Consider the following 23,495-nt stretch of genomic DNA (forward strand, 5'->3'; position numbering starts at 1 on the left):
TGAGGGAGGAATCGCCCAATGCTCGATGTGAATAACTTTGAATATATGAAAATCGGCCTCGCCTCGCCTGAAAAAATCCGCTCCTGGTCCCGCGGCGAGGTGAAAAAGCCGGAAACGATTAACTACCGTACGTTAAAGCCTGAAAAAGAAGGCTTGTTTTGTGAAAAGATCTTCGGACCGACCAAAGACTGGGAATGCCACTGTGGCAAATATAAACGCGTCCGTTATAAAGGCGTCGTTTGTGACCGCTGCGGTGTGGAGGTTACCCGCGCGAAAGTGCGCCGTGAGCGGATGGGGCACATTGAATTGGCAGCTCCTGTTTCCCATATCTGGTATTTCAAGGGGATTCCGAGCAGAATGGGGCTTGTTCTGGACATGTCCCCGCGCTCGCTGGAAGAAGTGATCTACTTCGCATCCTATGTCGTTGTCGATCCGGGTGCGACTCCTCTCGAGAAAAAGCAATTGCTGTCTGAGAAGGAATATCGCTCGTATCGCGAGAAATACGGCAATGCCTTTACGGCGATGATGGGGGCCGAAGCGATCAAGCGCTTGCTCCAGGAAATTGATCTTGACAAAGAGGTTGACATGCTCAAGGAGGAATTGAGCACAGCTCAGGGGCAACGCCGCAACCGGGCGATTAAACGCCTGGAAGTGCTGGAAGCTTTCCGCTCTTCCGGAAACCGTCCGGAATGGATGATCCTCGACGTATTGCCGGTCATCCCACCGGAGTTGCGTCCGATGGTTCAGTTGGACGGAGGGCGTTTTGCCACTTCGGACCTGAATGATCTCTATCGCCGTGTGATCAACCGCAACAACCGCTTGAAACGCCTGCTTGATCTCGGCGCGCCGGATATTATCGTTCAGAATGAAAAACGGATGTTGCAGGAAGCCGTTGACGCTCTGATCGATAACGGCCGTCGCGGCAGACCGGTAACCGGACCTGGAAACCGTCCGCTCAAATCCCTTTCCCACATGCTGAAAGGGAAACAGGGACGTTTCCGTCAAAATCTGTTGGGAAAACGGGTTGACTACTCCGGCCGTTCCGTTATTGTTGTCGGACCGTACCTGAAAATGTACCAATGCGGTTTGCCGAAGGAAATGGCCCTGGAACTCTTCAAGCCTTTTGTCATGAAAGAACTCGTGGCCAAGGGATTGGCTCACAACATTAAGAGTGCCAAACGCAAAGTGGAACGGGTTCATCCGGAAGTTTGGGATGTTTTGGAAGAAGTGATCAAAGAGCATCCGGTTCTGTTAAACCGCGCTCCAACCCTTCACCGTCTCGGGATTCAGGCGTTTGAACCGATCCTAGTTGAGGGACGCGCCATCCGTCTTCACCCGCTCGTTTGTACGGCATACAACGCCGACTTTGATGGTGACCAAATGGCCGTTCACGTGCCGCTTTCGGCGGAAGCTCAGGCTGAAGCGCGCCTTCTGATGCTGGCGGCGCAAAACATCCTGAACCCGAAAGACGGCAAACCGGTTGTCACCCCTTCACAGGACATGGTTTTGGGTTGTTATTACCTGACCATCGAAAAAGAAGGGGAAAAGGGTGAAGGAGGAATCTACTACTCCGCCTCCGAAGCGATCAACGCCTATCAAAACGGCTACATCACCCTGCATACCCGGATTGCCGTTCCGGCGAAAAACATCAATAAGACCAGCTTCACGGAAAGACAGCGGAATGCGCTCTTGGTTACAACCGTGGGCAAGCTGATCTTCAACGAGATTTTCCCGAAAGAATTCCCGTATATCAGTGAGCCGGGGAAAGCGAACTTCGTCAAAACACCGGATAAATACTTCATCTTTGAGAAAGGAACCAACGTGCGTGAGTTCATCCGGAAGATGGAAGATCCTGGTGCGCTGAAAAAAGGCCATTTGGGCGCGATCATCGCTGAATGTTTCCGCCGTTTCGGGACGACGATTACTTCGGAAATCCTCGACAAGGTGAAAGAAACGGGATACAAGTATTCAACCAAAGCGGGGATTACCATCTCGGTATCGGATGTAACCGTTCCGGCTGAAAAACAGGAGATCCTGGCGAACGCCGAAGAAGAAGTCGCCAGAGTGCTCAAACAGTACCGCCGCGGTTTGATTACCGATGATGAACGGTATGAGCGCGTCATTTCCATCTGGAGCAACGCCAAGGATAAGATTACGGAAGTTCTCATGAACAACATGGGCAAATACAATCCGATCTACATGATGGCCAACTCCGGAGCCCGGGGTAACGTCTCCCAGATCACGCAATTGGCTGGGATGCGCGGACTGATGGCCAACCCGGCCGGTAAAATTATTGAACAACCGATTCGCACCAACTTCCGTGAGGGGCTGACCGTGTTGGAATACTTCATCTCCACCCACGGTGCGCGGAAGGGACTTGCGGATACGGCGTTGCGTACGGCTGACTCCGGTTATCTGACCCGCCGTCTTGTCGATGTGGCTCAGGATGTCATCGTGCGTGAAGAGGATTGTGGCACGGATAAAGGATTTGCCGTCACTGCTATTCAGGATGGCAATGAAGTGATCGAAAATCTGTATGACCGGATCGTGGGCCGCACTTCGTTTGAGACCGTGCGCCATCCGGAAACCGGTGAAATCATCATCGGCCGCGATGAGCTGATCGATGAGGATATTGCAAGCCAAATCATCGAAGCCGGAATCAAACAGGTGGTCATCCGCTCCGTGTTGACTTGCCGTACCCGCCATGGCGTCTGCAAAAAATGCTATGGACGCAACTTGGCTCTCGGCACGCCGGTGGAAATCGGCGAAGCGGTCGGAATTATCGCCGCTCAGTCCATCGGGGAACCGGGAACGCAGCTGACGATGCGTACCTTCCATACCGGTGGGGTAGCCGGCGACGATATTACCCAAGGTTTGCCGCGGATTCAGGAATTGTTCGAGGCCCGCAACCCGAAAGGACAGGCGGTCATCAGCGAAATTTCGGGTAAGGTTGTCGACATTCGCGAAACCAAGGATCGCCGTGAAATTGAAATCGAAGGTGATGTTGAATCGAAGGTTCATACCGCGCCATACGGCTCCCGTCTGCGTGTTTCCGTCGGTGACACCGTCGCTGCCGGTGACGAGCTGACAGAGGGTTCCGTTGATCCGAAAGAACTGTTGCGGGTGAAAGGGATCGCCGGCGTACAACGCTATCTCCTGCAGGAAGTGCAAAAAGTATACCGCCTGCAAGGGGTGGAAATTAACGACAAACACGTTGAAGTCATGGTACGCCAAATGATGCGGAAGGTTCGCATCACTGATGCAGGTACAACCGAACTGTTGCCAGGCTCGGTTGTGGATATTCATGATTACGAAGAGGCCAACCGCAAAGCCCTTCTTGAGGGAGGCGACCCGGCAGTGGCACGTCCGGTTCTTTTGGGGATCACGAAAGCGTCCCTGGAAACCGAATCGTTCCTCTCCGCAGCTTCGTTCCAGGAAACGACCCGCGTTCTTACCGATGCGGCGATCAAAGGAAAAGTGGATAAACTGCTCGGCTTGAAAGAAAACGTCATTATCGGGAAGCTGGTGCCGGCGGGAACGGGTATGACGCGCTATCGCAACTTGACTGCCCGTTTGGCGAATGAACAAGGCGAAACCGATCCTTCATCCAAGGAAACGGTGTTGATTGATTAGTTTCTTGTTGACTTTGTGATTTCAAGGTGGTAATATTACGTCGTGTGCTTGGAACTATTTCACTTTGGAGGGCGATTCGATGTCTTATGAAAAAGTGAAACAGGCAACGTCGTTAACGATTGGCACCAAGCAAACGAAGAAGGCCATTGAACAAGGAAAAGTGGCTGAAGTGATCGTGGCTGATGATGCGGATCCGCAAGTAACACACCCGATCTTGTCGTTATGCAAAAATCACGGTATCGCTGTCACCTGTGTGGACTCGATGAAGAAGCTCGGAAAGGCTTGCGGAATCGAGGTGGGGGCGGCAGCCGTAGCCATCCTGAAATGAACGAGAGCGACTGATATCATGTTGATCGCGCTCCGGTGCCGGGGTGCGGTCAACTCCCTATAAATTTTAAGTCGTTCAGCTTTTTTATGATCATGGATGAAACACCTGGATCTGTGGTCTTGATTAACAAAACGTAGAAGGAGGTGCCTGGTATGCCGACAATTAACCAGCTCGTGCGCAAAGGTCGCACAAAGAAAATCACGAAATCCAAATCTCCGGCGCTTCAATACACCTTTAACAGCATGAAAAAAGAGATCGTGCCGCAAAGCGCTCCGCAAAAACGCGGTGTTTGCACCCGTGTGGGTACGATGACGCCGAAAAAACCGAACTCCGCTCTCCGTAAATATGCGCGTGTTCGCCTGACCAACGGTACGGAGGTTACGGCTTATATTCCGGGGATTGGACACAATCTGCAAGAGCACTCCGTGGTTCTTGTTCGCGGTGGCCGTGTTAAAGACTTGCCTGGTGTTCGTTACCACATTGTCCGCGGTGCATTGGATACGGCCGGCGTAGCCAACCGGATGCAAGGTCGTTCCAAATACGGCGCGAAACGTCCGAAAAAATAACGATTGCCATAAGAGTTGATGTCTGAGATCGAATAATCAATGAGAAAAGGAGGGAGAAGCATGCCACGCAAAGGCCCAGTACCTCGTCGGGATGCACTTCCGGATCCAATTTACAACAGCAAATTGGTTACCCGTCTCATCAATCGCCTGATGTACGATGGTAAAAAAGGAATCGCTCAACGTATTTTGTACAACGCATTTGATATTATCCGCGAACGTACCGGTAATGATCCGATGGAAGTGTTTGAACAAGCGCTGAAAAACGTTATGCCGGTACTCGAGGTTAAAGCGCGCCGGGTGGGCGGTGCCAACTATCAGGTTCCGGTGGAAGTGAAGCCTGAGCGCCGTACCAGCCTCGGTCTCCGCTGGCTCGTTTCCTACGCACGCCTTCGTGGTGAGAAAACCATGGAAGAGCGACTGGCAAACGAAATTATGGATGCAGCAAACAATACCGGCGCAGCTGTGAAGAAAAAAGAAGATACGCATCGTATGGCCGAAGCCAACCGTGCATTTGCTCATTATCGCTGGTAATCTACTATTCTTTCCAACATGAAGGGAGAAATTTCCGATGGCACGTGAATTCTCCTTGCAAAATACGCGTAATATAGGGATTATGGCTCATATCGATGCTGGTAAAACAACGACGACTGAGCGGATTTTGTTCTATACCGGTCGCGTGCACAAAATTGGTGAGGTGCATGATGGCGCCGCAACCATGGACTGGATGGAACAAGAGCAAGAGCGGGGGATTACGATTACGTCCGCCGCTACCACCGCTCAATGGAAAGGTCACCGGATCAACATCATTGATACACCGGGACATGTTGATTTTACCGTAGAGGTTGAGCGTTCTCTGCGTGTATTGGACGGAGCCGTGGGAGTATTTTGTGCAAAAGGTGGCGTTGAGCCACAATCTGAGACCGTTTGGCGCCAAGCGGACCGCTATGGAGTTCCACGCATCGCCTATGTTAACAAAATGGACATTCTCGGTGCGAACTTCTATGGGGCCGTAGAACAAATGAAAGAGCGCCTTGGTGCAAACGCAGTTCCGATTCAATTGCCGATCGGATCTGAAGATACATTCGAGGGCATCATTGACCTCGTAACCAACAAGGCAATTATCTACACCGACGATCTCGGTACCACTTCCGAAGCTCGTGACATTCCTGAGGAATACAAGGAAAAAGCCGAAGAGTATCGGACCGCGCTGTTGGAAGCAGTGGCCGAGTTGGATGAAGAGCTGATGATGAAATATCTCGAAGGTGAAGAGCTCACCGTCGAGGAGATCAAGGCAGCCCTTCGCAAAGGAACCTGTGAAGTGAAAATCACTCCGGTTCTCTGTGGTTCTTCCTACAAAAACAAAGGGGTACAACCTTTGCTGGACGCTGTGATTGACTACCTGCCGTCTCCGGTTGACGTACCGGCGATCCAAGGTACATTGCCGGACGGTACGGAAACGGTTCGCCATTCCAGCGACGAAGAACCTTTTGCCGCTTTGGCATTCAAAATCATGACCGACCCTTATGTGGGTAAACTCACCTTCTTCCGCGTTTACTCCGGTACCTTATCCTCCGGATCCTATGTGCTTAACGCAACTAAAGGAAAACGCGAACGGATCGGTCGGATTCTGCAAATGCATGCGAACCACCGTGAAGAGATCAACACCGTTTACGCAGGTGATATCGCTGCAGCTGTCGGTCTGAAAGACACGACGACGGGTGAAACGCTTTGCGATGAGAAAAACCCGATTTTGCTCGAGTCGATGGAGTTCCCGGAACCGGTAATCGAGATTGCCATCGAACCGAAATCCAAGGCTGACCAGGATAAAATGGCTGTTGCACTTGCGAAGCTGGCGGAAGAAGATCCGACATTCCGCACGCATACCGACGAAGAAACAGCCCAAACCATTATTGCGGGTATGGGTGAGCTTCACCTTGAAATCATCGTTGACCGTCTGAAACGGGAATTCAAGGTGGAAGCGAATGTTGGTGCACCGCAAGTTGCTTACAAAGAAACCTTCCGCAGTTCTGCCAAAGTGGAAGGGAAATTCGTTCGCCAATCCGGTGGTCGTGGACAATACGGTCACGTTTGGGTGGAATTCGAGCCACTGCCGGAAGGAAGCGGGTTCGAATTTGTCAACAAAATCGTTGGCGGTGTGGTTCCGAAAGAATACATCCCGGCTGTTCAAAGCGGGATCGAAGAGGCTATGCAAAACGGTGTCTTGGCGGGATTCCCGATGGTCGATATCCGGGCTACCCTCGTCGATGGTTCATACCACGATGTGGACTCCTCGGAAATGGCCTTTAAAATCGCTGGTTCCATGGCGCTGAAAGCGGCCAAATCCAAATGTAACCCAGTTCTTCTCGAACCGGTCATGAAAGTGGAAGTGACCGTTCCGGAAGAATACATGGGTGACGTGATGGGTGACATCAACTCCCGTCGCGGCCGCGTTGAGGGAATGGAAGCTCGCGGTGGTGCCCAAGTCATCCGCGCGATGGTTCCGTTGGCTGAGATGTTCGGTTATGTAAATAACCTGCGCTCCCGCACCCAAGGACGCGGTGTCTTCTCAATGTTCTTCGATCACTACGAAGAAGTGCCGAAAAACATTGCTGATGAGATCATCAAAAAAGCAACTGGACAGTAATGTCTAATTTGTGTTAAAGAAACTGGTGAAGCGGTTTAATCCGCTTCCCGGATTTCCATAAATCTATTACAATATTACTTAGTCCTAAATAAGGAGGATCATCAGTCATGGCAAAAGCCAAGTTCGAACGTACAAAACCACACGTTAACATTGGTACCATCGGTCACGTTGACCACGGTAAAACCACTTTGACCGCTGCAATCACCACCGTGCTTGCTCAACAAGGTAAAGCTCAAGCACAAGCTTACGACCAAATCGACAAAGCTCCGGAAGAAAGAGAGCGCGGTATCACCATCTCCACCGCTCACGTTGAGTATGAAACGGACAACCGCCACTATGCTCACGTTGACTGCCCGGGTCACGCTGACTACGTGAAAAACATGATCACCGGTGCTGCACAAATGGACGGAGCGATCCTCGTAGTATCCGCTGCTGACGGTCCAATGCCGCAAACCCGTGAGCACATTCTGCTCTCCCGTCAGGTAGGCGTACCGTACATCGTTGTATTCCTGAACAAATGCGACATGGTTGACGACGAAGAGTTGCTCGAACTCGTAGAAATGGAAGTTCGTGAACTTCTCTCCGAGTATGAGTTCCCAGGAGATGATATCCCGGTTATCCGTGGATCCGCTCTGAAAGCTCTCGAAAACCCGACTGGTCCTGAAGCTGAATGCATTATTGAACTGATGTCTGCAGTTGACGAATATATTCCGGAACCGCAACGTGACACCGACAAAACCTTCCTCATGCCGGTTGAGGACGTATTCACCATTACCGGTCGTGGTACCGTTGCTACCGGCCGTGTAGAACGCGGTGTCATCAAAGTTGGTGACGAAGTTGAAATCGTGGGTCTCGCTGAAACCCGCAAAACCGTTGTAACCGGGGTAGAAATGTTCCGTAAGTTGCTCGACCAAGCTCAAGCTGGTGACAACATCGGTGCACTCCTCCGCGGTATTGAGCGTAAAGATGTACAACGCGGTCAAGTATTAGCTAAACCTGGCAGCGTGAAACCGCACACCAAATTTAAAGCTCAAGTATACGTTCTCTCCAAAGAAGAAGGTGGACGTCATACCCCGTTCTTCTCTGGTTATCGTCCGCAATTCTATTTCCGCACCACCGACGTAACCGGTGTTATCAAGTTGCCGGAAGGCGTTGAAATGTGCATGCCTGGCGACAACGTTGAAATGGAAGTAGAATTGATCGCGCCGATCGCTATCGAAGACGGTACCCGTTTCGCTATCCGCGAAGGTGGACGTACCGTAGGCGCAGGTGCTGTTACCGTTATTAACGAGTAATGGCCACTGCCGATCAAAAAAAGCTGTCAACCCGATTTCCGGGCTGGCAGCTTTTTGTTTTAAGACTTGAAAAATGGCCCAACTATTTTGTAAAATATGGCAGGTAGGCTTTTGCAAGTGCTGGTCAGGGTCGCAACTTAATTACATTTCCCTAAAATACGCGAAAAAAGCTTGCATCGTCCAATTTTTTTCTATATAATCGTGAATGTTGTCATGAACGCGATGAAGCGAAAGGTTGCCGACACACCCGGCCCCTTTGCCATGGCCGGGCGGGAAATTTTCGCGGAGAAGTTCATTTGCAAAAATGAGCGAGAAGGAGGGTTAATAATGGCAAAGCAAAAGATTCGCATTCGTTTAAAAGCTTACGATCACCGCATCCTGGATCAATCCGCGGTTAAAATCGTGGATACCGCAAAGCGGACAGGTGCCAGCGTGTCGGGACCGATTCCGTTGCCGACGGAAAAAACGGTTTACACGATCCTGCGCGCTGTTCACAAATATAAAGATTCTCGTGAGCAATTCGAAATGCGCACTCATAAACGCCTTATTGACATCGTCAATCCAACTCAGCAAACCGTAGATGCGTTGATGAGATTGGATCTGCCGTCCGGTGTCGACATCGAAATCAAATTGTAATCTCTCACTCTACGATGGTAGGAGGTGTACAAAGTGAAAGGGATTCTCGGAAAGAAAATTGGGATGACCCAAATCTTCAACGAAGATGGCGTGGTGGTTCCAGTTACCGTAGTTGAAGCGGGACCGTGTGTGGTGTTGCAGAAGAAAGAACTGCAAACCGATGGTTACGAAGCAATCCAGCTCGGTTTTGAAGAGAAGAAGGAACATCGTTCCAACAAACCTGAGCTTGGACATGCGAAGAAAGCAAATGCGAAAGCACAAAAATTCATCAAAGAAGTGCGTGGCGTAAACCTGGCTGACTATGAGCTTGGCGGGGTAGTCAAAGCAGACATCTTCGCAGCTGGCGAACTGGTTGACGTCACCGGCACATCCAAAGGAAAAGGATTTGCAGGTGCGATCAAACGTCACAACCAAGCTCGCGGTCCGATGAGCCACGGTTCCCGTTACCATCGCGGACCAGGTTCGTTGGGTGCGATTGCTCCGAACCGCGTATTCAAAGGACAAACGCTTCCGGGACGCATGGGCGGAGAACGTGTAACAACACAAAACCTTGAAATCGTTCGTGTTGATGCTGACAAAAACCTGATTTTGATCAAAGGCTCCGTACCTGGACCGAAAAACAGCTATGTTGTGATCAAATCAGCCGTAAAAAGCAAGTAAGCGATTGATTGAAGAAAGGAGGAGCATCCATGCCTAAGCTGGCAGTGTTAGACATGAGCGGCAAGCAGGTGGATGAAATCGTGCTGTCTGATGCAGTGTTCGGCATTACCCCGAATCAGGCGGTATTGCATGATGCTGTGGTTATGCAACAAGCATCCCTGCGCCGTGGTACCCATGCAACGAAAAATCGTGCAGCTGTTCGTGGGGGCGGCAAGAAACCGTGGAGACAAAAAGGAACCGGTCGTGCACGTCACGGCAGCATTCGTTCCCCGTTGTGGGTAGGCGGTGGTGTGGTATTTGGACCGCAACCGCGCAGCTATGCTTATAAATTACCGAAAAAGGTTCGTCGTTTGGCGATCAAGTCCGCTCTTTCTTCTAAGGTGCTGGACAGCCAAGTGGTCGTGCTCGATGAATTGAAAATGGATCAACCGAAAACCAAAGAAATGGTACAAGTACTCAAAAACCTGGGTGTTGATCGCAAGGCGCTGATCGTTGCCGATCAATTGGAGGACAATGCTGTTCTCTCCGCCCGCAACATTCCGGGAGTGAAACTTATACCGGCAGATGGATTGAACGTTCTCGACGTTCTTTACCATGACAAGCTGATTCTCACTCGTGGAGCTGTGAATCGCGTCGAGGAGGTGCTTGGTCGATGAAAGACCCTCGCGATATCATCCGTCGTCCGGTCATTACCGAAGCATCCACGGAACTCATGGAGGATCGTAAATACGTGTTTGAAGTGGATCCACGTGCCAATAAAGTCGAAGTGAAAAAAGCGATTGAGCAGATCTTCGGCGTAAAAGTGGAGAAAGTGAACACGATGCGCGTTCCCGGTAAAATTAAACGTTATGGCCGGTACAGCGGTCGCAGACCTGAGAGAAAGAAAGCTGTGGTTAAACTCACCGCTGACAGCAAACCAATCGAGGTATTTGAAGTTTAATCCATCCTAAAAAAGAAGGAGGGAAAAGGAATGGGAATTAAACACTTTAAACCAACGACCCCGTCTCGTCGTCATATGACTGTTTCCAGCTTTGACGAGATTACGACAGATAAACCGGAAAAATCCCTGGTAGTACCTCTGCAGAAAAAGGCAGGCCGCAACAACCAGGGGAAACTGACTGTTCGTCACCAAGGCGGCGGACATAAACGCAAATATCGTTTGGTTGACTTCAAACGTAATAAAGATGGCATTCCTGGAAAAGTGGCTACGATCGAATACGATCCGAACCGTTCTGCCAATATTGCTTTGATCCACTATGTGGATGGAGAAAAACGTTACATTCTCGCTCCTCACGGATTGAAAGTGGGCATGACCGTTTCGTCCGGTCCTGATGCGGAAATCCGTTTGGGAAATGCGTTGCCTCTTCGCAATATTCCGGTAGGTACGGTCATTCACAACATCGAACTTAAACCGGGCCGTGGTGGACAGCTTGTCCGCGCAGCAGGTGCATCGGCACAATTGCTCGGTAAAGAAGGGAAATACGCCATCATCCGCCTTACCTCCGGCGAAACACGCATGGTTCACCTGGATTGCCGTGCAACGATCGGTCAGGTAGGCAACTTGGATCATGAGTTGATCACGATTGGTAAAGCAGGACGTTCCCGTTGGCTGGGTAAACGGCCAACCGTTCGCGGTTCTGTGATGAACCCTGTGGATCACCCGCACGGTGGTGGGGAAGGTCGTGCACCGATCGGCCGCAAGTCCCCGATGACTCCTTGGGGCAAACCGACCTTGGGTTACAAAACCCGGAAGAAAAACAAAGCATCTGACAAATATATTATCCGTCGTCGTAAAAAGTAGTCAGATAGGCTGTGAAAAAGCCTCACTCGAAGGGAGGTTACTAAGATGGGCCGCAGCTTGAAAAAGGGACCATTTGCAGATGCACATCTGTTAAAAAAGGTTGATGAATTAAACGAGAAAAACGAAAAACGCGTAATCAAAACTTGGTCTCGTCGTTCTACCATTTTCCCGGAGTTTGTTGGACACACATTCGCCGTTCATGATGGACGCAAGCACGTTCCGGTTTATGTAACGGAGGATATGGTAGGCCACAAGTTGGGAGAATTCGTCCCAACCCGTACGTTTAAAGGTCATGCAGGCGATGACAAGAAAACAAAAAGACGGTAAGTGGACCGGACCGGGTTTAGAGAGGAGGTTACGTTATGGAAGCTAAAGCAGTAGCACGATACGTGCGTATCGCTCCACGCAAAGCACGCTTGGTGATCGATTTGATTCGTGGCAAGTCTGTTGAAGAGGCATTGGCGATTTTACGCTACACTCCTCGTGCTGCCTCCCCGATCATTGAGAAAGTACTCACGTCTGCCGTGGCAAACGCTGAGCACAATCACAACTTGGATACTGCCAACCTGGTAGTGTCGAAAGCTTATGTTGATGAAGGTCCCACGATGAAGCGTTATATGCCTCGTGCGATGGGCCGTGCCAGCCGCATTAACAAGCGCACCAGCCACATTACCGTGGTTGTATCGGAAAAGGCGTGAATCACTAAATAAGGAGGGATGAAGCTTTGGGTCAAAAGGTAAATCCAGTTGGTCTGCGTGTGGGAATTATCCGTGACTGGGAATCCAAATGGTACGCAGACAAGGACTATGCTGATCTATTGCATGAAGATATTAAGGTTCGCGAGTTTATCAAAAACCGACTGAAAGACGCGGCCGTTTCCACTGTGGAAATCGAACGCGCAGCAAACCGCGTCAACATTACCATTCATACGGCGAAACCCGGCATGGTGATCGGGAAAGGCGGTTCTGAAGTCGAAGCGCTCCGCCAAGCCTTGGTGAAGCTCACCAATAAAAAAGTTCACATCAACATCAGCGAAATCAAAAATCCGGAGCTTGATGCTTACCTTGTCGCTGAAAATATCGCACAACAACTGGAACGCCGTGTTGCTTTCCGCCGTGCGATGAAACAAGCGATTCAGCGTTCTTTGCGCGCCGGAGCCAAAGGGGTACGCACCATGGTAAGCGGTCGTCTCGGCGGTGCCGATATTGCCCGTAGCGAAGGCTACAGCGAAGGTACGGTACCACTCCATACATTGCGTGCTGATATCGATTATGGTTTTGCTGAAGCACACACCACTTATGGACGGATCGGTGTGAAAGTTTGGATCTATCGCGGTGAAGTTTTGCCGACCAAAAACAAAGGAGCAGCGGAAGGAGGCGAGTAATCGATGCTAATGCCTAAACGCGTGAAATTCCGTCGCCCGCATCGTCCGCGCAAACTGACAGGCCGTGCGAAAGGCGGTACGGAAGTAGCATTTGGTGAATACGGTTTACAGGCGCTTGAGCCGGCATGGATCACCAACCGTCAAATCGAGGCTGCCCGGATCGCGATGACTCGTTATATCAAACGTGGCGGTAAAGTATGGATCAAGATTTTCCCTGATCACCCGATTACTCAAAAGCCTCTCGAGGTACGGATGGGTAGCGGTAAAGGTTCTCCCGAAAAATGGGTGGCTGTTGTAAAACCAGGCAAAATCTTGTTCGAACTTGCTGGTGTTCCAGAAGAGACGGCACGTGAGGCGATGCGCCTTGCAGCTCACAAGCTGCCGATCAAAACGAAGTTCGTAAAAAGAGAAGAAGCGGGTGGTAACGAATGAAAGCAAAAGAGCTAGTTGAGTTGACCACCGCCGAGATCGAGCAAAAGCTCGCACAGTACAAGGAAGAACTGTTTAACCTCCGCTTCCAATCGGCTACTGGACAATTGGATAATCCAGCCCGGTTGCGTCAGGTTCGCAAAAGCATTGCTCGTTGCAAAACGATCTTGCGGGAGCGCGAACTCGGGATCGAAAGGAGGAAACAGGGATGAACGAGCGTACAACTCGCCGTAAAGTACGTGTCGGCAAAGTGGTCAGCGATAAAATGGATAAAACAATCGTTGTCGCTGTTGAGACCTACAAGAAACATCCACTGTACGGTAAACGCGTAAAGTATACCAAAAAGTTCAAAGCGCATGACGCCGAAAACCAAGCAAAAGTAGGCGACATCGTAAGAATCATGGAAACGCGTCCGCTTTCCAAAGACAAGCGCTGGCGTTTGGTGGAAATCGTAGAGAAAGCTGTTATCATTTAACCCATGGCACGCGTGAATGACGCGGGAAGGAGGGAAAACCATGATTCAACCTCAAACACGTCTTCGTGTAGCAGATAACTCTGGTGCGAAAGAAGTTATGTGCATCCGTGTATTGGGTGGATCCAAAAAATCTACCGCTGGAATCGGTGATATTATCGTCGCTTCTGTCAAACAAGCTACACCCGGTGGCGTTGTCAAGAAAGGGGATGTAGTGAAGTGCGTGGTTGTACGTACCGTTCGTCCGACCCGTCGTCCGGATGGATCCTACATTCGCTTCGATGAAAATGCTGCGGTTGTGATTAAGGAAGACAAAAGCCCGCGCGGTACACGGATCTTCGGACCTGTTGCCCGCGAATTGCGTGATCGCGATTTCATGAAAATCATTTCTTTGGCACCGGAAGTTCTTTAATACTTGGTTCTGAAAATGATTTGCGGCAACACACTGGAAGGTAAGGAGGTGCCCCGTATGCACATCAAAAAAGGCGATATGGTAATCGTCATGCGCGGTAAAGAAGCTCCGTACTTTGAAAACGGCAAAAAAGTTTACACCCGCGGTCGTGTAATTAAAGTTCTTCCCAAGGAAGATCGTGTGCTCGTCGAAGGTGTAAACTTGGTGAAAAAACATTCCCGTCCGACCCAGGATAACCCTCAGGGCGGCATCATCGAGAAGGAAGCGCCGATTCACGTTTCCAACCTGATGATTGAAGACCCGAAAACGAAGGAGCCGACCCGGGTTGGCTACAAGTTCATCGAGGGTAAAAACGGCGAGAAAAAGAAAGTGCGTTATGCGAAAAAATCCGGTGAAATCCTCGACAAATAACGCGAGAGAAGGGAGGGTACCTGATGGCAGCACGTTTGAAAGAGCATTACCTCAATGAGGTAACCGCTGCGTTAATGAAGAAGTTCAACTACAAATCCCCAATGCAAGTTCCAAGACTTGAAAAAATCGTGATTAACATGGGTGTGGGTGAAGCTGTACAAAATGCCAAAGCTTTGGATGGTGCAGTAGAAGACCTGACGCTCATCTCCGGGCAAAAACCGGTGGTCACACGTGCCAAAAAATCGATTGCCGGCTTCAAATTGCGTGAAGGAATGCCGATCGGTGTAAAGGTGACACTTCGCGGAGAGCGTATGTATCATTTCCTCGATAAATTGATCAATGTTGCTCTTCCGCGTGTACGCGATTTCCGCGGTGTTTCCCCGAAATCGTTTGACGGTCGCGGCAATTACACGCTCGGTCTGAAAGAGCAATTGATCTTCCCGGAAATTTCTTATGACAAAGTTGACAAAGTTCGCGGGATGGATGTCGTTATCGTGACGACTGCCAATACCGACGAGGAAGCACGTGATCTTTTGACTCTGATGGGTATGCCATTCCGTAAATAATCACTGTACGTCACCACGATGTAAAGGAGGGAATCACTTGGCCAAGAAGTCGATGATCGTGAAGTCCCAACGTAAGCCGAAATTCAAAGTTCGTGCTTATACCCGTTGCGAACGTTGCGGACGACCACACGCCGTATTACGCAAGTTTCGTCTCTGTCGGATCTGCTTCCGTGAATTGGCCTACAAAGGGCAGATTCCCGGTGTTAAAAAAGCAAGTTGGTAATGAGGATAGGAAGGAGGGTTTCGCATGGTAATGACAGACCCGATTGCAGATATGCTGACCAGAATTCGCAACGCTAACACGGTTCGCCATGAGAGCGTTGAGTTTCCGGCATCTCGTATCAAAAGGGAAATCGCTGAGATCCTGAAACGTGAAGGTTTCATTCGCGATGCTGAATATATCGAAGACAACAAACAGGGTATCATCCGGATTTTCCTCAAATACGGACCGAACAACGAAAAAGTGATTACCGGGTTGAAACGGATCAGCAAACCTGGTTTGCGCGTTTATGTAAAAGCGAACGAAATTCCACGTGTTCTTCGTGGTTTGGGAATCGCCATTTTGTCCACCAACAAAGGAATTCTGACGGATAAAGAAGCCCGTCAGCAAAAAGTGGGCGGCGAAGTTATCGCGTACGTTTGGTAATCGGCATAAAGGATGGAGGTGAATCGAATGTCTCGTATCGGTAAAAAACCGGTTGTGATTCCAAACGGTGTAGAAGTGAAATTGGAAGGAAACACCGTAACGGTAAAAGGGCCGAAAGGTACCTTAACTCGTAACTTCCATTCCGATATCGCCATCAAAGTGGAGGACAATCAAGTGATCGTGGAGCGCCCAAGCGATCACCGCACTCATCGTGCCTTGCATGGAACCACCCGCAGCGTGATTGCCAACATGGTTGAGGGTGTAACCAACGGTTTCTCCAAAACGCTTGAATTGGTCGGTGTCGGATACCGTGCTTCGAAAAAAGGAAACAACGTGGTGTTAAACGTCGGTTATTCTCATCCGATCGATGTAACGCCGATCGACGGAATTGAACTCGACGTTCCGTCTCAAACGCAAATTGTGGTGAAAGGCATCGATAAAGAGAAAGTCGGCGAAATGGCTGCGAAAATCCGTTCTTACCGTGAACCTGAACCTTATAAAGGCAAAGGGATTAAATACAGCGATGAAGTTATCCGTCGCAAAGAGGGTAAAACGGGTAAATAATCGAATCGCCTAACAAGAAGGGAGTGAGCTGGACCGTGATTCAAAAAGGAGATCGCAACAAAAAACGGGCAAAACGTCATCTGCGTGTCCGCAAAAAAGTATTCGGTACTGCTGAGCGTCCACGTTTGAACGTTTTCCGTTCTTCCAAAAACATCTATGCGCAATTGATCGATGACACGATTGGACATACGGTTGCATCCGCTTCGACCTTGGATGCCGAGCTGAAGGAGAAATTCTCCAACGGCGGTACGGTTGATGCGGCTCGTGCGGTAGGGGAATTGATCGCAAAGCGCGCCGTTGAGAAAGGCTTTAAGTCGGTTGTATTCGACCGTGGCGGTTACCTCTATCATGGTCGTGTAAAAGCTTTGGCAGAAGGAGCACGGGAAGGGGGTCTAGACTTTTGAGCAAGCAAGAAAAGCCACGTCGCAAAGATGCTGCGCAATCCGAGTTTATCGAAAAAGTGGTTAACATTAATCGCGTAGCGAAAGTTGTGAAGGGCGGACGCCGTTTCAGCTTCAGTGCGCTTGTTGTTGTCGGTGACGGCAAAGGCAAGGTCGGTGCAGGAATTGGTAAAGCGGCTGAGGTTCCTGAAGCGATCCGCAAAGGGATTGAAGATGCGAAAAAGAATATGGTTACCGTTCCTCTTCTGGGGACAACCATTCCGCATGAGACGATCGGTGAGTTTGGCGCAGGCCGTGTTCTTCTGAAACCTGCTTCCAAAGGTACGGGTGTCATCGCAGGCGGTCCTGTGCGTGACGTATTGAATGCGGCAGGTGTTGGTGACATTCTTACCAAATCGACGGGTTCCAACAACCCGATCAACATGGTTCGTGCCACACTTTCCGGTTTGCAAAGCTTGAAACGTCCTGAGGACGTAGCAAAACTGCGCGGAAAAAGCGTAGAAGAATTGATGGGATAAGGAGGGATGACCGTGGCAAAGAAACTGGCAATTACACTCAAGCGGAGTATGATTGGCCGTCCTGAAGTGCAACGTGTCACCCTGCGTACACTCGGTTTAACAAAACGGGAACAGACCGTAACGCATGAAGATAATCCGGCCATCCGTGGTATGATCAATAAAGTGAAACACCTCGTTTCCGTTGAAGAAATCAGCGAATAATGCACATGACTTGTCAAAGAGGAGGTGCGAGGAATGAAACTGCATGAACTGAAACCGGCTGAGGGTGCCCGTCACAAGAAAAAACGGCTTGGCCGCGGTATTTCTGCCGGCCAGGGTAAAACGGCCGGAAAAGGCCATAAAGGGCAAAACGCACGCTCCGGTGGCGGTGTTCGTCCTGGCTTTGAAGGCGGCCAAAACCCGATTTACCGTCGTTTGCCGAAGCGCGGATTTACCAACCCGAATCGAGTGGAATATGCCATCATCAACCTGGATGTGCTCAACCGCTTCGAAGAGGGAACTGTCGTAACTCCAGAACTGTTGAAAGAGCAAGGCGTTGTAAAAGATCTGAAAGACGGGTTGAAAGTGTTGGGCAATGGTGAGTTGAACAAAAAACTCACGGTAAAAGCTCAAAAATTCTCTGCCTCTGCGATTGAAAAAATCAACGCCGCTGGTGGAGCGACGGAGGTAATCTAATGATCCGGAACCTGGGTAACATCTTTAAGGTGGAAGATCTTCGTCGTCGTATTTTTTTCACGCTTTTGATCTTGGTCGTGTTTCGAATCGGAAGCTTTATTCCGGTTCCTAACACGGACCCGGCGATCTTGCAGAGCATGATGGAGAGAGGCGGACAAGGCGTATTTGGTTTGATTAACGCTTTTTCCGGTGGGGCATTCCGCAACTTCTCCATTTTCGCCATGGGGATTATGCCTTACATCACCGCTTCGATCATTGTGCAGTTGCTGACGATGGATGTCATCCCGGCTTTTGCAAGATGGGCAAAAGAGGGAGAGGTGGGCCGCCGCAAACTGGCTCAGTTTACCCGCTATTTTACGGTGGTTTTGGCACTGATCCAGTCGGTGGGAGTTGCCATAGGTTTCAACAGGGTCTACCAGGGCTTTGTATTGGACACCAGCGTCTGGAGCTATGCACTCATCGCTCTGACTTTGACGGCAGGCACAACCTTTCTCATGTGGTTGGGTGAGCAGATCACGGACAAAGGGATCGGAAACGGGATTTCCATTCTGATCTTTGCCGGGATCGTGGCCAACATCCCGATGCACATCGGACAGATCTATACGTCCTTCTTCGGCAAAAATGCACAGCTGTTTATCGGTATCCTGAAAGCGGTGGGGCTTTTGTTGGTGGTTGTGGTTATCATTATCGCCACGATCTATATCCAACAGGGCGTAAGGAGAATACCCGTTCAATATACGAAACGGGTGGTTGGACGTAAAATGTACGGCGGCCAATCGACTCACATTCCGATGAAAGTGAACGCGGCCGGTGTGATTCCGGTAATCTTCGCCTTGTCCTTGATGATGTTCCCGGTTACGATTGCAAGCTTCTGGCAAGGACACCCGGTTGCGGATTGGTTTATCTACAACTTCGATTACACCCGTTCCCCGCTCGGTGCGGCAATGTATGTGATTCTGATTATCGGTTTCACTTACTTCTACACCTTTGTGCAGATTAACCCGGTTCAGTTGTCTGATCAGATGAAGAAAAACGGCGGCTTTATTCCTGGGATTCGCCCGGGCAAGAATACAACCACCTATTTAACCCGGGTCATGAATCGTCTAACGCTGTCAGGCGCGATTTTTCTGTCGCTGATTTCCATTTTGCCGATCTTCTTCATCAATCTTGCCGGTCTTCCGAGCAATGTGCAAATCGGGGGAACCTCGCTTCTGATCGTGGTCGGGGTTGCACTTGAAACGATGAAGACGATTGAAAGCCAGCTGATTAAACGCCATTACAAGGGCTTTATGCATAAATAGACTTTCTGTTTGCCACCCCCGGAGCTACATCCGGGGACTATGCATGAGCACCAGCTCACTGATGTGAACTGTCATGCGGACCGCCCGTAGAATTCTGATCCGGGAGGGATGACGCTTGAATATCGTACTGATGGGATTGCCCGGAGCCGGCAAAGGGACACAGGCAGCTCGAATTGTGGAAGAGCTGGATATCCCGCATATTTCTACGGGAGATATGTTTCGAGCGGCTGTTAAGGAACAAACCCCTCTGGGAATGGAAGCCAAGTCCTATATGGATAAAGGCCAGTTGGTACCTGACCGTGTGACGATCGGGATCGTCCGCGACCGGCTCGGCAAGGATGATTGTGCCAAGGGCTTTTTATTGGACGGTTTTCCCAGAACGGTTCCACAGGCCGAGGCTTTGGACGAATTAACGGATGAATTGAATCGCCCGATCGATCTGGTTCTTTATATTGAGGTTGCAGAAGAGGAACTTCTTAAACGCCTCACGGGCAGACGGATCTGTCGCGACTGCGGGGCTACGTATCACGTACTCTTTGCACCGCCCAAGGTCGAAGGGGTTTGCGACCGCTGTGGAGGAGAGCTTTATCAGCGGGCGGATGACGCGATAGAGACCGTGAAAGAACGTTTGAAAGTGAATCTTGAGCAAACCCAACACTTGATTCACTACTATGAATCGACTGGTAAACTTCATCGTGTTGATGGGGAACAGCCGATCGAAAATGTGACAGAATCCATCTTGTCACTGATTCGAGGTTTAAAAGCATGATTATCTTAAAATCGGTTAAAGAGCTTGAACGGATGAGGGAAGCTGGGAAAATCGTATATTTGACTCATCAGGAGCTGAAAAAAGCGATCCACCCGGGCATCACCACCAAGGAGCTGGATCGAATCGCTGAAAAAGTGATTCGCGGGTTCGGTGCTGTTCCTTCCTTCAAAGGGTACAACGGATTTCCGGGCAGCATATGCACTTCCGTGAACGAGGAACTGGTTCATGGCATTCCGGGGAATCGTGTGTTAAACGAAGGAGATATCATCTCTTTGGACATCGGTGCCTGCTATGACGGATATCATGGTGATTCTGCTTGGACGTACGGCGTCGGGGAAATTTCCCCTGAAGCCGAACGTTTGCTCACCGTCACCGAGGAATCCCTGTACAAAGGTCTTGAACAGGCAAAGCCAGGCGCAAGACTGGGGGATGTTTCCCACGCGATTCAAAAACATGCCGAAGGTGCCGGTTTTTCAATCGTGCGGGAGTATGTCGGACACGGAATCGGGCAAAACTTGCATGAAGCTCCGAGTATTCCCAATTACGGTTTACCCGGCAAAGGTCCTCGCCTGAAGCCAGGTATGACCCTTGCAATTGAACCGATGGTGAATGCGGGAAAACGGTTTGTTCGTACACTCGCTGATAACTGGACGGTTGTTACCACTGACGGTTCTCTGTGCGCTCACTTCGAGCATACGATTGCGATCACGGATGAAGGCCATGAGATTCTCACGAAAGTGTAAACCAGGTGAAGGGTGATAAACGTGGCAGATGTCGACAGTCGACCTCGTCTTGGACAAATCGTTCGCGTATTGCGGGGGCGTGATGCGGGAAATTATGCCGTCATCATCGGCATTGAGGAGCCTCATTTTGTCTTGTTGGCCGATGGGGATCAGCGAAAAGCCGATTGCCCGAAAAAGAAAAACTTGAAACATATTCAAGTTACCAATACGATAAATCTGGAAATAGCTGACGCCATCAAGAGTCACGGTCGTGTTAACAATGCGAAGTTGCGATACGCCCTGAACCAATATCTGCTCAAACTTGAGCAAAAAGGAGAGTGAATCAATGGCCAAAGAAGATGTGATCGAGGTAGAAGGGATCGTCAAGGAGCCCCTGCCAAATGCCATGTTCCGCGTCGAGTTGGAAAACGGTCATGAAGTTTTGGCTCATGTTTCTGGTAAAATCCGTATGCACTTTATCCGCATCTTGCCGGGTGACAGAGTGACGGTGCAACTTTCTCCGTATGATTTAACCCGTGGACGGATCACTTACCGTTACAAGTAAAGACGGTCTGTGAAGTTTAGGGGGCTCTTAATATTTGACAGGAGGTAGCTCAAATGAAAGTAAGACCTTCGGTGAAGCCCATTTGCGAAAAGTGCAAAGTGATTCGTCGCAAAGGGGCTGTCATGGTAATCTGCGAAAATCCCAAGCATAAGCAAAAACAAGGTTAAATTCAAGGAGGTGTAAGGCATGGCGCGTATTGCAGGTATCGACTTGCCCCGTGAAAAACGCGTAGAGATCGCGCTCACTTATATCTATGGCATTGGTCGTTCTCAATCCAAACGAATTCTGGAAGCTACCGGAATCAACCCGGATACTCGCGTTCGTGATCTGACGGAAGACGAAGTGTCCAAACTCCGGAGCTTTATCGATAAAAACCTGGTGGTTGAAGGGGATCTTCGCCGTGAAGTTGCCCTCAACATCAAACGGTTGATCGAGATCGGTTCTTACCGTGGCATTCGCCATCGTCGCGGATTGCCGGTACGCGGTCAACGCACGAAAACCAACGCCCGTACCCGTAAAGGTCCTCGCCGTACGGTAGCGAACAAGAAAAAATAACGAATAAGGAGGGAGAACAGTGGCAAAGCGTAAAACTACTACGCAACGCGTAAAACGTCGCGTTCGCAAAAACGTTGAATCTGGTATCGCGCACATCCGTTCCACTTTTAACAATACGATTATCACGATTACCGACCCGCGCGGAAATACGGTTGCCTGGGCAAGTTCCGGTACGATGGGCTTTAAAGGTTCCCGTAAAAGCACGCCTTTTGCCGCGCAAATGGCTGCGGAACAAGCGGCAAAAACCGCGATGGACAACGGTATGAGAACCGTTGATGTATTGGTGAAAGGACCGGGTGCCGGTCGTGAAGCAGCAATTCGTTCCCTGCAAGCGGCAGGATTGGAAGTAAGCCTGATTAAAGACGTCACACCGATTCCTCACAATGGTTGCCGTCCGCCAAAACGTCGCCGTGTTTAATTCTTTAGATTTAAAACTGATCCGTGGTTTATTTTTCCTGTAGATGGTGTATACTGGATAGGACTAATTTTGGCATGTCTTATTCCTTATACACGATCAATGTCTGCCGTCAGGTGGGATTACGCCCGGAACGCGACGTTCTGAAGGAGGGTTTGTGAGCCGTATGATTGAAATCGAAAAGCCGAAGATCGAAACTGTGGAAATCAGTGAAGATCATCGATATGGGAAGTTTGTGGTGGAACCCTTAGAACGCGGATACGGCACTACCCTGGGCAATTCTCTGCGCCGTGTCCTGCTCTCGTCATTGCCAGGTGCGGCCGTTACAACCATCCAGATTGATGGGGTATTGCATGAGTTCTCCACGATTCCTGGAGTTGTAGAAGATACCACGGAGATCATTCTCAACTTGAAGCAATTGGCTCTTAAAATTCATTCGGATGAAGAGAAAGTTCTTGAGATTGACATCGAGGGTCCCGGGGAAGTAAAAGCGGGGGATATTCGTGCAGACAGCGATGTAGAAGTCCTGAATCCGGATCTTCATATCGCAACTCTGGCCGAAGATGCTCACCTTCGCATCCGAATGACCGCGAATCGTGGTCGCGGATATGTATCTGCTGACAAAAACAAACGGGAGGATCAGCCGATCGGAGTTATTCCGATTGACTCGATCTACACTCCCATTGAACGGGTAAACTACCAAGTTGAAAATACACGGGTTGGACAAGTTACCAACTACGATAAATTGACCCTGGAAGTATGGGCAAATGGCTCCTTAAAGCCAGATGAAGCCGTGAGCCTTGGGGCCAAAATCCTGAACGAGCATTTGATGCTATTCGTCGGTTTAACGGAGCAGGCCAAAGATGCCGAAATCATGGTCGAAAAAGAAGAAGACAAGAAAGAAAAAGTAATGGAGATGACCATCGAGGAACTGGATCTCTCCGTACGTTCCTATAACTGTCTCAAACGAGCCGGCATCAATACGGTTCAAGAGCTCACACAAAAAACGGAAGAAGACATGATGAAAGTGCGCAACCTCGGACGGAAGTCGCTTGAGGAAGTTCAAGAGAAATTGGCTGAACTTGGACTCTCTTTGCGCAAAGATGACTAATACATGTAGGGGGAGG

Annotated in this window: 36 protein-coding genes; all 36 read left to right on the forward strand. The window is 49.9% G+C overall.

Annotation, left to right across the window (positions count from 1 at the left end; all coding sequences use genetic code 11):
• Positions 1 to 18 precede the first annotated feature (18 nt).
• Positions 19 to 3,633: a DNA-directed RNA polymerase subunit beta' gene (gene rpoC, locus I8U18_RS11410; protein WP_198056017.1), complete on the forward strand. Its 3,615-nt coding sequence runs from the start codon at positions 19 to 21 to the stop codon at positions 3,631 to 3,633.
• 79 nt (positions 3,634 to 3,712) lie between these two features.
• Entirely contained in the window at positions 3,713 to 3,961 is a 249-nt protein-coding gene (locus I8U18_RS11415; protein WP_033100621.1) for a 50S ribosomal protein L7ae-like protein, read from the forward strand.
• Between the two features lie 152 nt (positions 3,962 to 4,113).
• Complete coding sequence (gene rpsL, locus I8U18_RS11420; RefSeq protein ID WP_033100620.1) at positions 4,114 to 4,527, forward strand: 30S ribosomal protein S12; 414 nt, start codon at positions 4,114 to 4,116, stop codon at positions 4,525 to 4,527.
• Positions 4,528 to 4,587: 60 nt separating this feature from the next.
• On the forward strand, positions 4,588 to 5,058 hold the full coding sequence (gene rpsG, locus I8U18_RS11425) for a 30S ribosomal protein S7 (protein WP_033100619.1): 471 nt from the start codon (positions 4,588 to 4,590) through the stop codon (positions 5,056 to 5,058).
• Positions 5,059 to 5,095: 37 nt separating this feature from the next.
• Positions 5,096 to 7,171 (forward strand): elongation factor G, encoded by a 2,076-nt coding sequence (fusA, locus tag I8U18_RS11430; protein ID WP_033100618.1) that lies wholly within the window; start codon positions 5,096 to 5,098, stop codon positions 7,169 to 7,171.
• 107 nt (positions 7,172 to 7,278) lie between these two features.
• A complete protein-coding gene (gene tuf / locus I8U18_RS11435) occupies positions 7,279 to 8,466 on the forward strand; it encodes an elongation factor Tu (RefSeq protein ID WP_033100617.1) in 1,188 nt (395 codons plus the stop codon).
• 327 nt (positions 8,467 to 8,793) lie between these two features.
• A complete protein-coding gene (rpsJ, locus tag I8U18_RS11440; protein ID WP_033100616.1) occupies positions 8,794 to 9,102 on the forward strand; it encodes a 30S ribosomal protein S10 in 309 nt (102 codons plus the stop codon).
• Between the two features lie 33 nt (positions 9,103 to 9,135).
• Positions 9,136 to 9,762: a 50S ribosomal protein L3 gene (rplC, locus tag I8U18_RS11445; protein ID WP_038020749.1), complete on the forward strand. Its 627-nt coding sequence runs from the start codon at positions 9,136 to 9,138 to the stop codon at positions 9,760 to 9,762.
• 29 nt (positions 9,763 to 9,791) lie between these two features.
• A complete protein-coding gene (gene rplD, locus I8U18_RS11450) occupies positions 9,792 to 10,418 on the forward strand; it encodes a 50S ribosomal protein L4 (RefSeq protein WP_033100615.1) in 627 nt (208 codons plus the stop codon).
• Positions 10,415 to 10,702 (forward strand): 50S ribosomal protein L23, encoded by a 288-nt coding sequence (gene rplW / locus I8U18_RS11455; RefSeq protein WP_033100614.1) that lies wholly within the window; start codon positions 10,415 to 10,417, stop codon positions 10,700 to 10,702. The genes rplD and rplW overlap by 4 nt, the downstream gene beginning before the upstream one ends.
• 30 nt (positions 10,703 to 10,732) lie before the next feature.
• Positions 10,733 to 11,563: a 50S ribosomal protein L2 gene (gene rplB / locus I8U18_RS11460; RefSeq protein ID WP_033100613.1), complete on the forward strand. Its 831-nt coding sequence runs from the start codon at positions 10,733 to 10,735 to the stop codon at positions 11,561 to 11,563.
• 45 nt (positions 11,564 to 11,608) lie between these two features.
• Entirely contained in the window at positions 11,609 to 11,890 is a 282-nt protein-coding gene (rpsS, locus tag I8U18_RS11465; RefSeq protein WP_033100612.1) for a 30S ribosomal protein S19, read from the forward strand.
• Between the two features lie 35 nt (positions 11,891 to 11,925).
• Entirely contained in the window at positions 11,926 to 12,261 is a 336-nt protein-coding gene (gene rplV / locus I8U18_RS11470; RefSeq protein ID WP_033100611.1) for a 50S ribosomal protein L22, read from the forward strand.
• A gap of 26 nt (positions 12,262 to 12,287) precedes the next feature.
• Positions 12,288 to 12,947, forward strand: coding sequence for a 30S ribosomal protein S3 (gene rpsC / locus I8U18_RS11475; protein WP_198056018.1), 660 nt, complete (start codon positions 12,288 to 12,290; stop codon positions 12,945 to 12,947).
• Between the two features lie 3 nt (positions 12,948 to 12,950).
• Positions 12,951 to 13,379 (forward strand): 50S ribosomal protein L16, encoded by a 429-nt coding sequence (gene rplP, locus I8U18_RS11480; protein ID WP_033100609.1) that lies wholly within the window; start codon positions 12,951 to 12,953, stop codon positions 13,377 to 13,379.
• On the forward strand, positions 13,376 to 13,588 hold the full coding sequence (gene rpmC, locus I8U18_RS11485; RefSeq protein WP_033100608.1) for a 50S ribosomal protein L29: 213 nt from the start codon (positions 13,376 to 13,378) through the stop codon (positions 13,586 to 13,588). The genes rplP and rpmC overlap by 4 nt, the downstream gene beginning before the upstream one ends.
• Positions 13,585 to 13,851 (forward strand): 30S ribosomal protein S17, encoded by a 267-nt coding sequence (gene rpsQ / locus I8U18_RS11490; protein ID WP_033100607.1) that lies wholly within the window; start codon positions 13,585 to 13,587, stop codon positions 13,849 to 13,851. The genes rpmC and rpsQ overlap by 4 nt, the downstream gene beginning before the upstream one ends.
• Before the next feature lie 40 nt (positions 13,852 to 13,891).
• The gene (gene rplN / locus I8U18_RS11495; protein ID WP_033100606.1) at positions 13,892 to 14,260 is read left to right on the forward strand and encodes a 50S ribosomal protein L14; all 369 of its coding nucleotides are present in this window, start codon (positions 13,892 to 13,894) and stop codon (positions 14,258 to 14,260) included.
• A 57-nt stretch (positions 14,261 to 14,317) separates the two neighbouring features.
• The gene (rplX, locus tag I8U18_RS11500) at positions 14,318 to 14,671 is read left to right on the forward strand and encodes a 50S ribosomal protein L24 (RefSeq protein ID WP_033100605.1); all 354 of its coding nucleotides are present in this window, start codon (positions 14,318 to 14,320) and stop codon (positions 14,669 to 14,671) included.
• A 23-nt stretch (positions 14,672 to 14,694) separates the two neighbouring features.
• Positions 14,695 to 15,237 (forward strand): 50S ribosomal protein L5, encoded by a 543-nt coding sequence (gene rplE / locus I8U18_RS11505; RefSeq protein ID WP_033100604.1) that lies wholly within the window; start codon positions 14,695 to 14,697, stop codon positions 15,235 to 15,237.
• 37 nt (positions 15,238 to 15,274) lie between these two features.
• The gene (locus tag I8U18_RS11510; RefSeq protein WP_033100603.1) at positions 15,275 to 15,460 is read left to right on the forward strand and encodes a type Z 30S ribosomal protein S14; all 186 of its coding nucleotides are present in this window, start codon (positions 15,275 to 15,277) and stop codon (positions 15,458 to 15,460) included.
• Positions 15,461 to 15,484: 24 nt separating this feature from the next.
• Positions 15,485 to 15,883: a 30S ribosomal protein S8 gene (gene rpsH, locus I8U18_RS11515; RefSeq protein WP_198056019.1), complete on the forward strand. Its 399-nt coding sequence runs from the start codon at positions 15,485 to 15,487 to the stop codon at positions 15,881 to 15,883.
• Between the two features lie 27 nt (positions 15,884 to 15,910).
• Positions 15,911 to 16,447 carry a 50S ribosomal protein L6 gene (gene rplF, locus I8U18_RS11520; protein WP_033100601.1) on the forward strand — a complete coding sequence of 179 codons (537 nt, stop codon included), beginning with the start codon at positions 15,911 to 15,913 and terminating at the stop codon, positions 16,445 to 16,447.
• Positions 16,448 to 16,482: 35 nt separating this feature from the next.
• Positions 16,483 to 16,851 (forward strand): 50S ribosomal protein L18, encoded by a 369-nt coding sequence (gene rplR, locus I8U18_RS11525; protein ID WP_033100600.1) that lies wholly within the window; start codon positions 16,483 to 16,485, stop codon positions 16,849 to 16,851.
• Positions 16,848 to 17,366, forward strand: a complete 519-nt coding sequence (rpsE, locus tag I8U18_RS11530) for a 30S ribosomal protein S5 (protein ID WP_038020747.1) — start codon at positions 16,848 to 16,850, stop codon at positions 17,364 to 17,366. Before rplR ends, rpsE begins: the two co-directional genes overlap by 4 nt.
• A gap of 6 nt (positions 17,367 to 17,372) precedes the next feature.
• The gene (gene rpmD / locus I8U18_RS11535; RefSeq protein ID WP_152568519.1) at positions 17,373 to 17,567 is read left to right on the forward strand and encodes a 50S ribosomal protein L30; all 195 of its coding nucleotides are present in this window, start codon (positions 17,373 to 17,375) and stop codon (positions 17,565 to 17,567) included.
• A gap of 33 nt (positions 17,568 to 17,600) precedes the next feature.
• Entirely contained in the window at positions 17,601 to 18,041 is a 441-nt protein-coding gene (gene rplO, locus I8U18_RS11540; RefSeq protein WP_033100598.1) for a 50S ribosomal protein L15, read from the forward strand.
• Entirely contained in the window at positions 18,041 to 19,342 is a 1,302-nt protein-coding gene (secY, locus tag I8U18_RS11545; protein WP_033100597.1) for a preprotein translocase subunit SecY, read from the forward strand. The genes rplO and secY overlap by 1 nt, the downstream gene beginning before the upstream one ends.
• 115 nt (positions 19,343 to 19,457) lie before the next feature.
• A complete protein-coding gene (locus I8U18_RS11550) occupies positions 19,458 to 20,111 on the forward strand; it encodes an adenylate kinase (protein ID WP_033100596.1) in 654 nt (217 codons plus the stop codon).
• A complete protein-coding gene (gene map, locus I8U18_RS11555) occupies positions 20,108 to 20,854 on the forward strand; it encodes a type I methionyl aminopeptidase (RefSeq protein WP_198056020.1) in 747 nt (248 codons plus the stop codon). The genes I8U18_RS11550 and map overlap by 4 nt, the downstream gene beginning before the upstream one ends.
• Positions 20,855 to 20,875: 21 nt before the next feature.
• Entirely contained in the window at positions 20,876 to 21,175 is a 300-nt protein-coding gene (locus I8U18_RS11560; RefSeq protein WP_033100594.1) for a KOW domain-containing RNA-binding protein, read from the forward strand.
• A gap of 4 nt (positions 21,176 to 21,179) precedes the next feature.
• Positions 21,180 to 21,398, forward strand: coding sequence for a translation initiation factor IF-1 (infA, locus tag I8U18_RS11565; protein ID WP_033100593.1), 219 nt, complete (start codon positions 21,180 to 21,182; stop codon positions 21,396 to 21,398).
• Between the two features lie 53 nt (positions 21,399 to 21,451).
• Complete coding sequence (gene rpmJ / locus I8U18_RS11570; protein WP_022738894.1) at positions 21,452 to 21,565, forward strand: 50S ribosomal protein L36; 114 nt, start codon at positions 21,452 to 21,454, stop codon at positions 21,563 to 21,565.
• A gap of 19 nt (positions 21,566 to 21,584) precedes the next feature.
• Positions 21,585 to 21,953 carry a 30S ribosomal protein S13 gene (gene rpsM, locus I8U18_RS11575; RefSeq protein WP_033100592.1) on the forward strand — a complete coding sequence of 123 codons (369 nt, stop codon included), beginning with the start codon at positions 21,585 to 21,587 and terminating at the stop codon, positions 21,951 to 21,953.
• A 19-nt stretch (positions 21,954 to 21,972) separates the two neighbouring features.
• Positions 21,973 to 22,371 carry a 30S ribosomal protein S11 gene (gene rpsK / locus I8U18_RS11580; protein ID WP_198056021.1) on the forward strand — a complete coding sequence of 133 codons (399 nt, stop codon included), beginning with the start codon at positions 21,973 to 21,975 and terminating at the stop codon, positions 22,369 to 22,371.
• A gap of 163 nt (positions 22,372 to 22,534) precedes the next feature.
• Positions 22,535 to 23,479 (forward strand): DNA-directed RNA polymerase subunit alpha, encoded by a 945-nt coding sequence (locus I8U18_RS11585; protein WP_198056022.1) that lies wholly within the window; start codon positions 22,535 to 22,537, stop codon positions 23,477 to 23,479.
• Positions 23,480 to 23,495 lie beyond the last annotated feature (16 nt).

The sequence above is a fragment of the Thermoactinomyces sp. CICC 10522 genome (genome assembly GCF_016055075.1).
GTDB classification, from domain to species: Bacteria; Bacillota; Bacilli; order Thermoactinomycetales; family Thermoactinomycetaceae; genus Thermoactinomyces_A; species Thermoactinomyces_A daqus.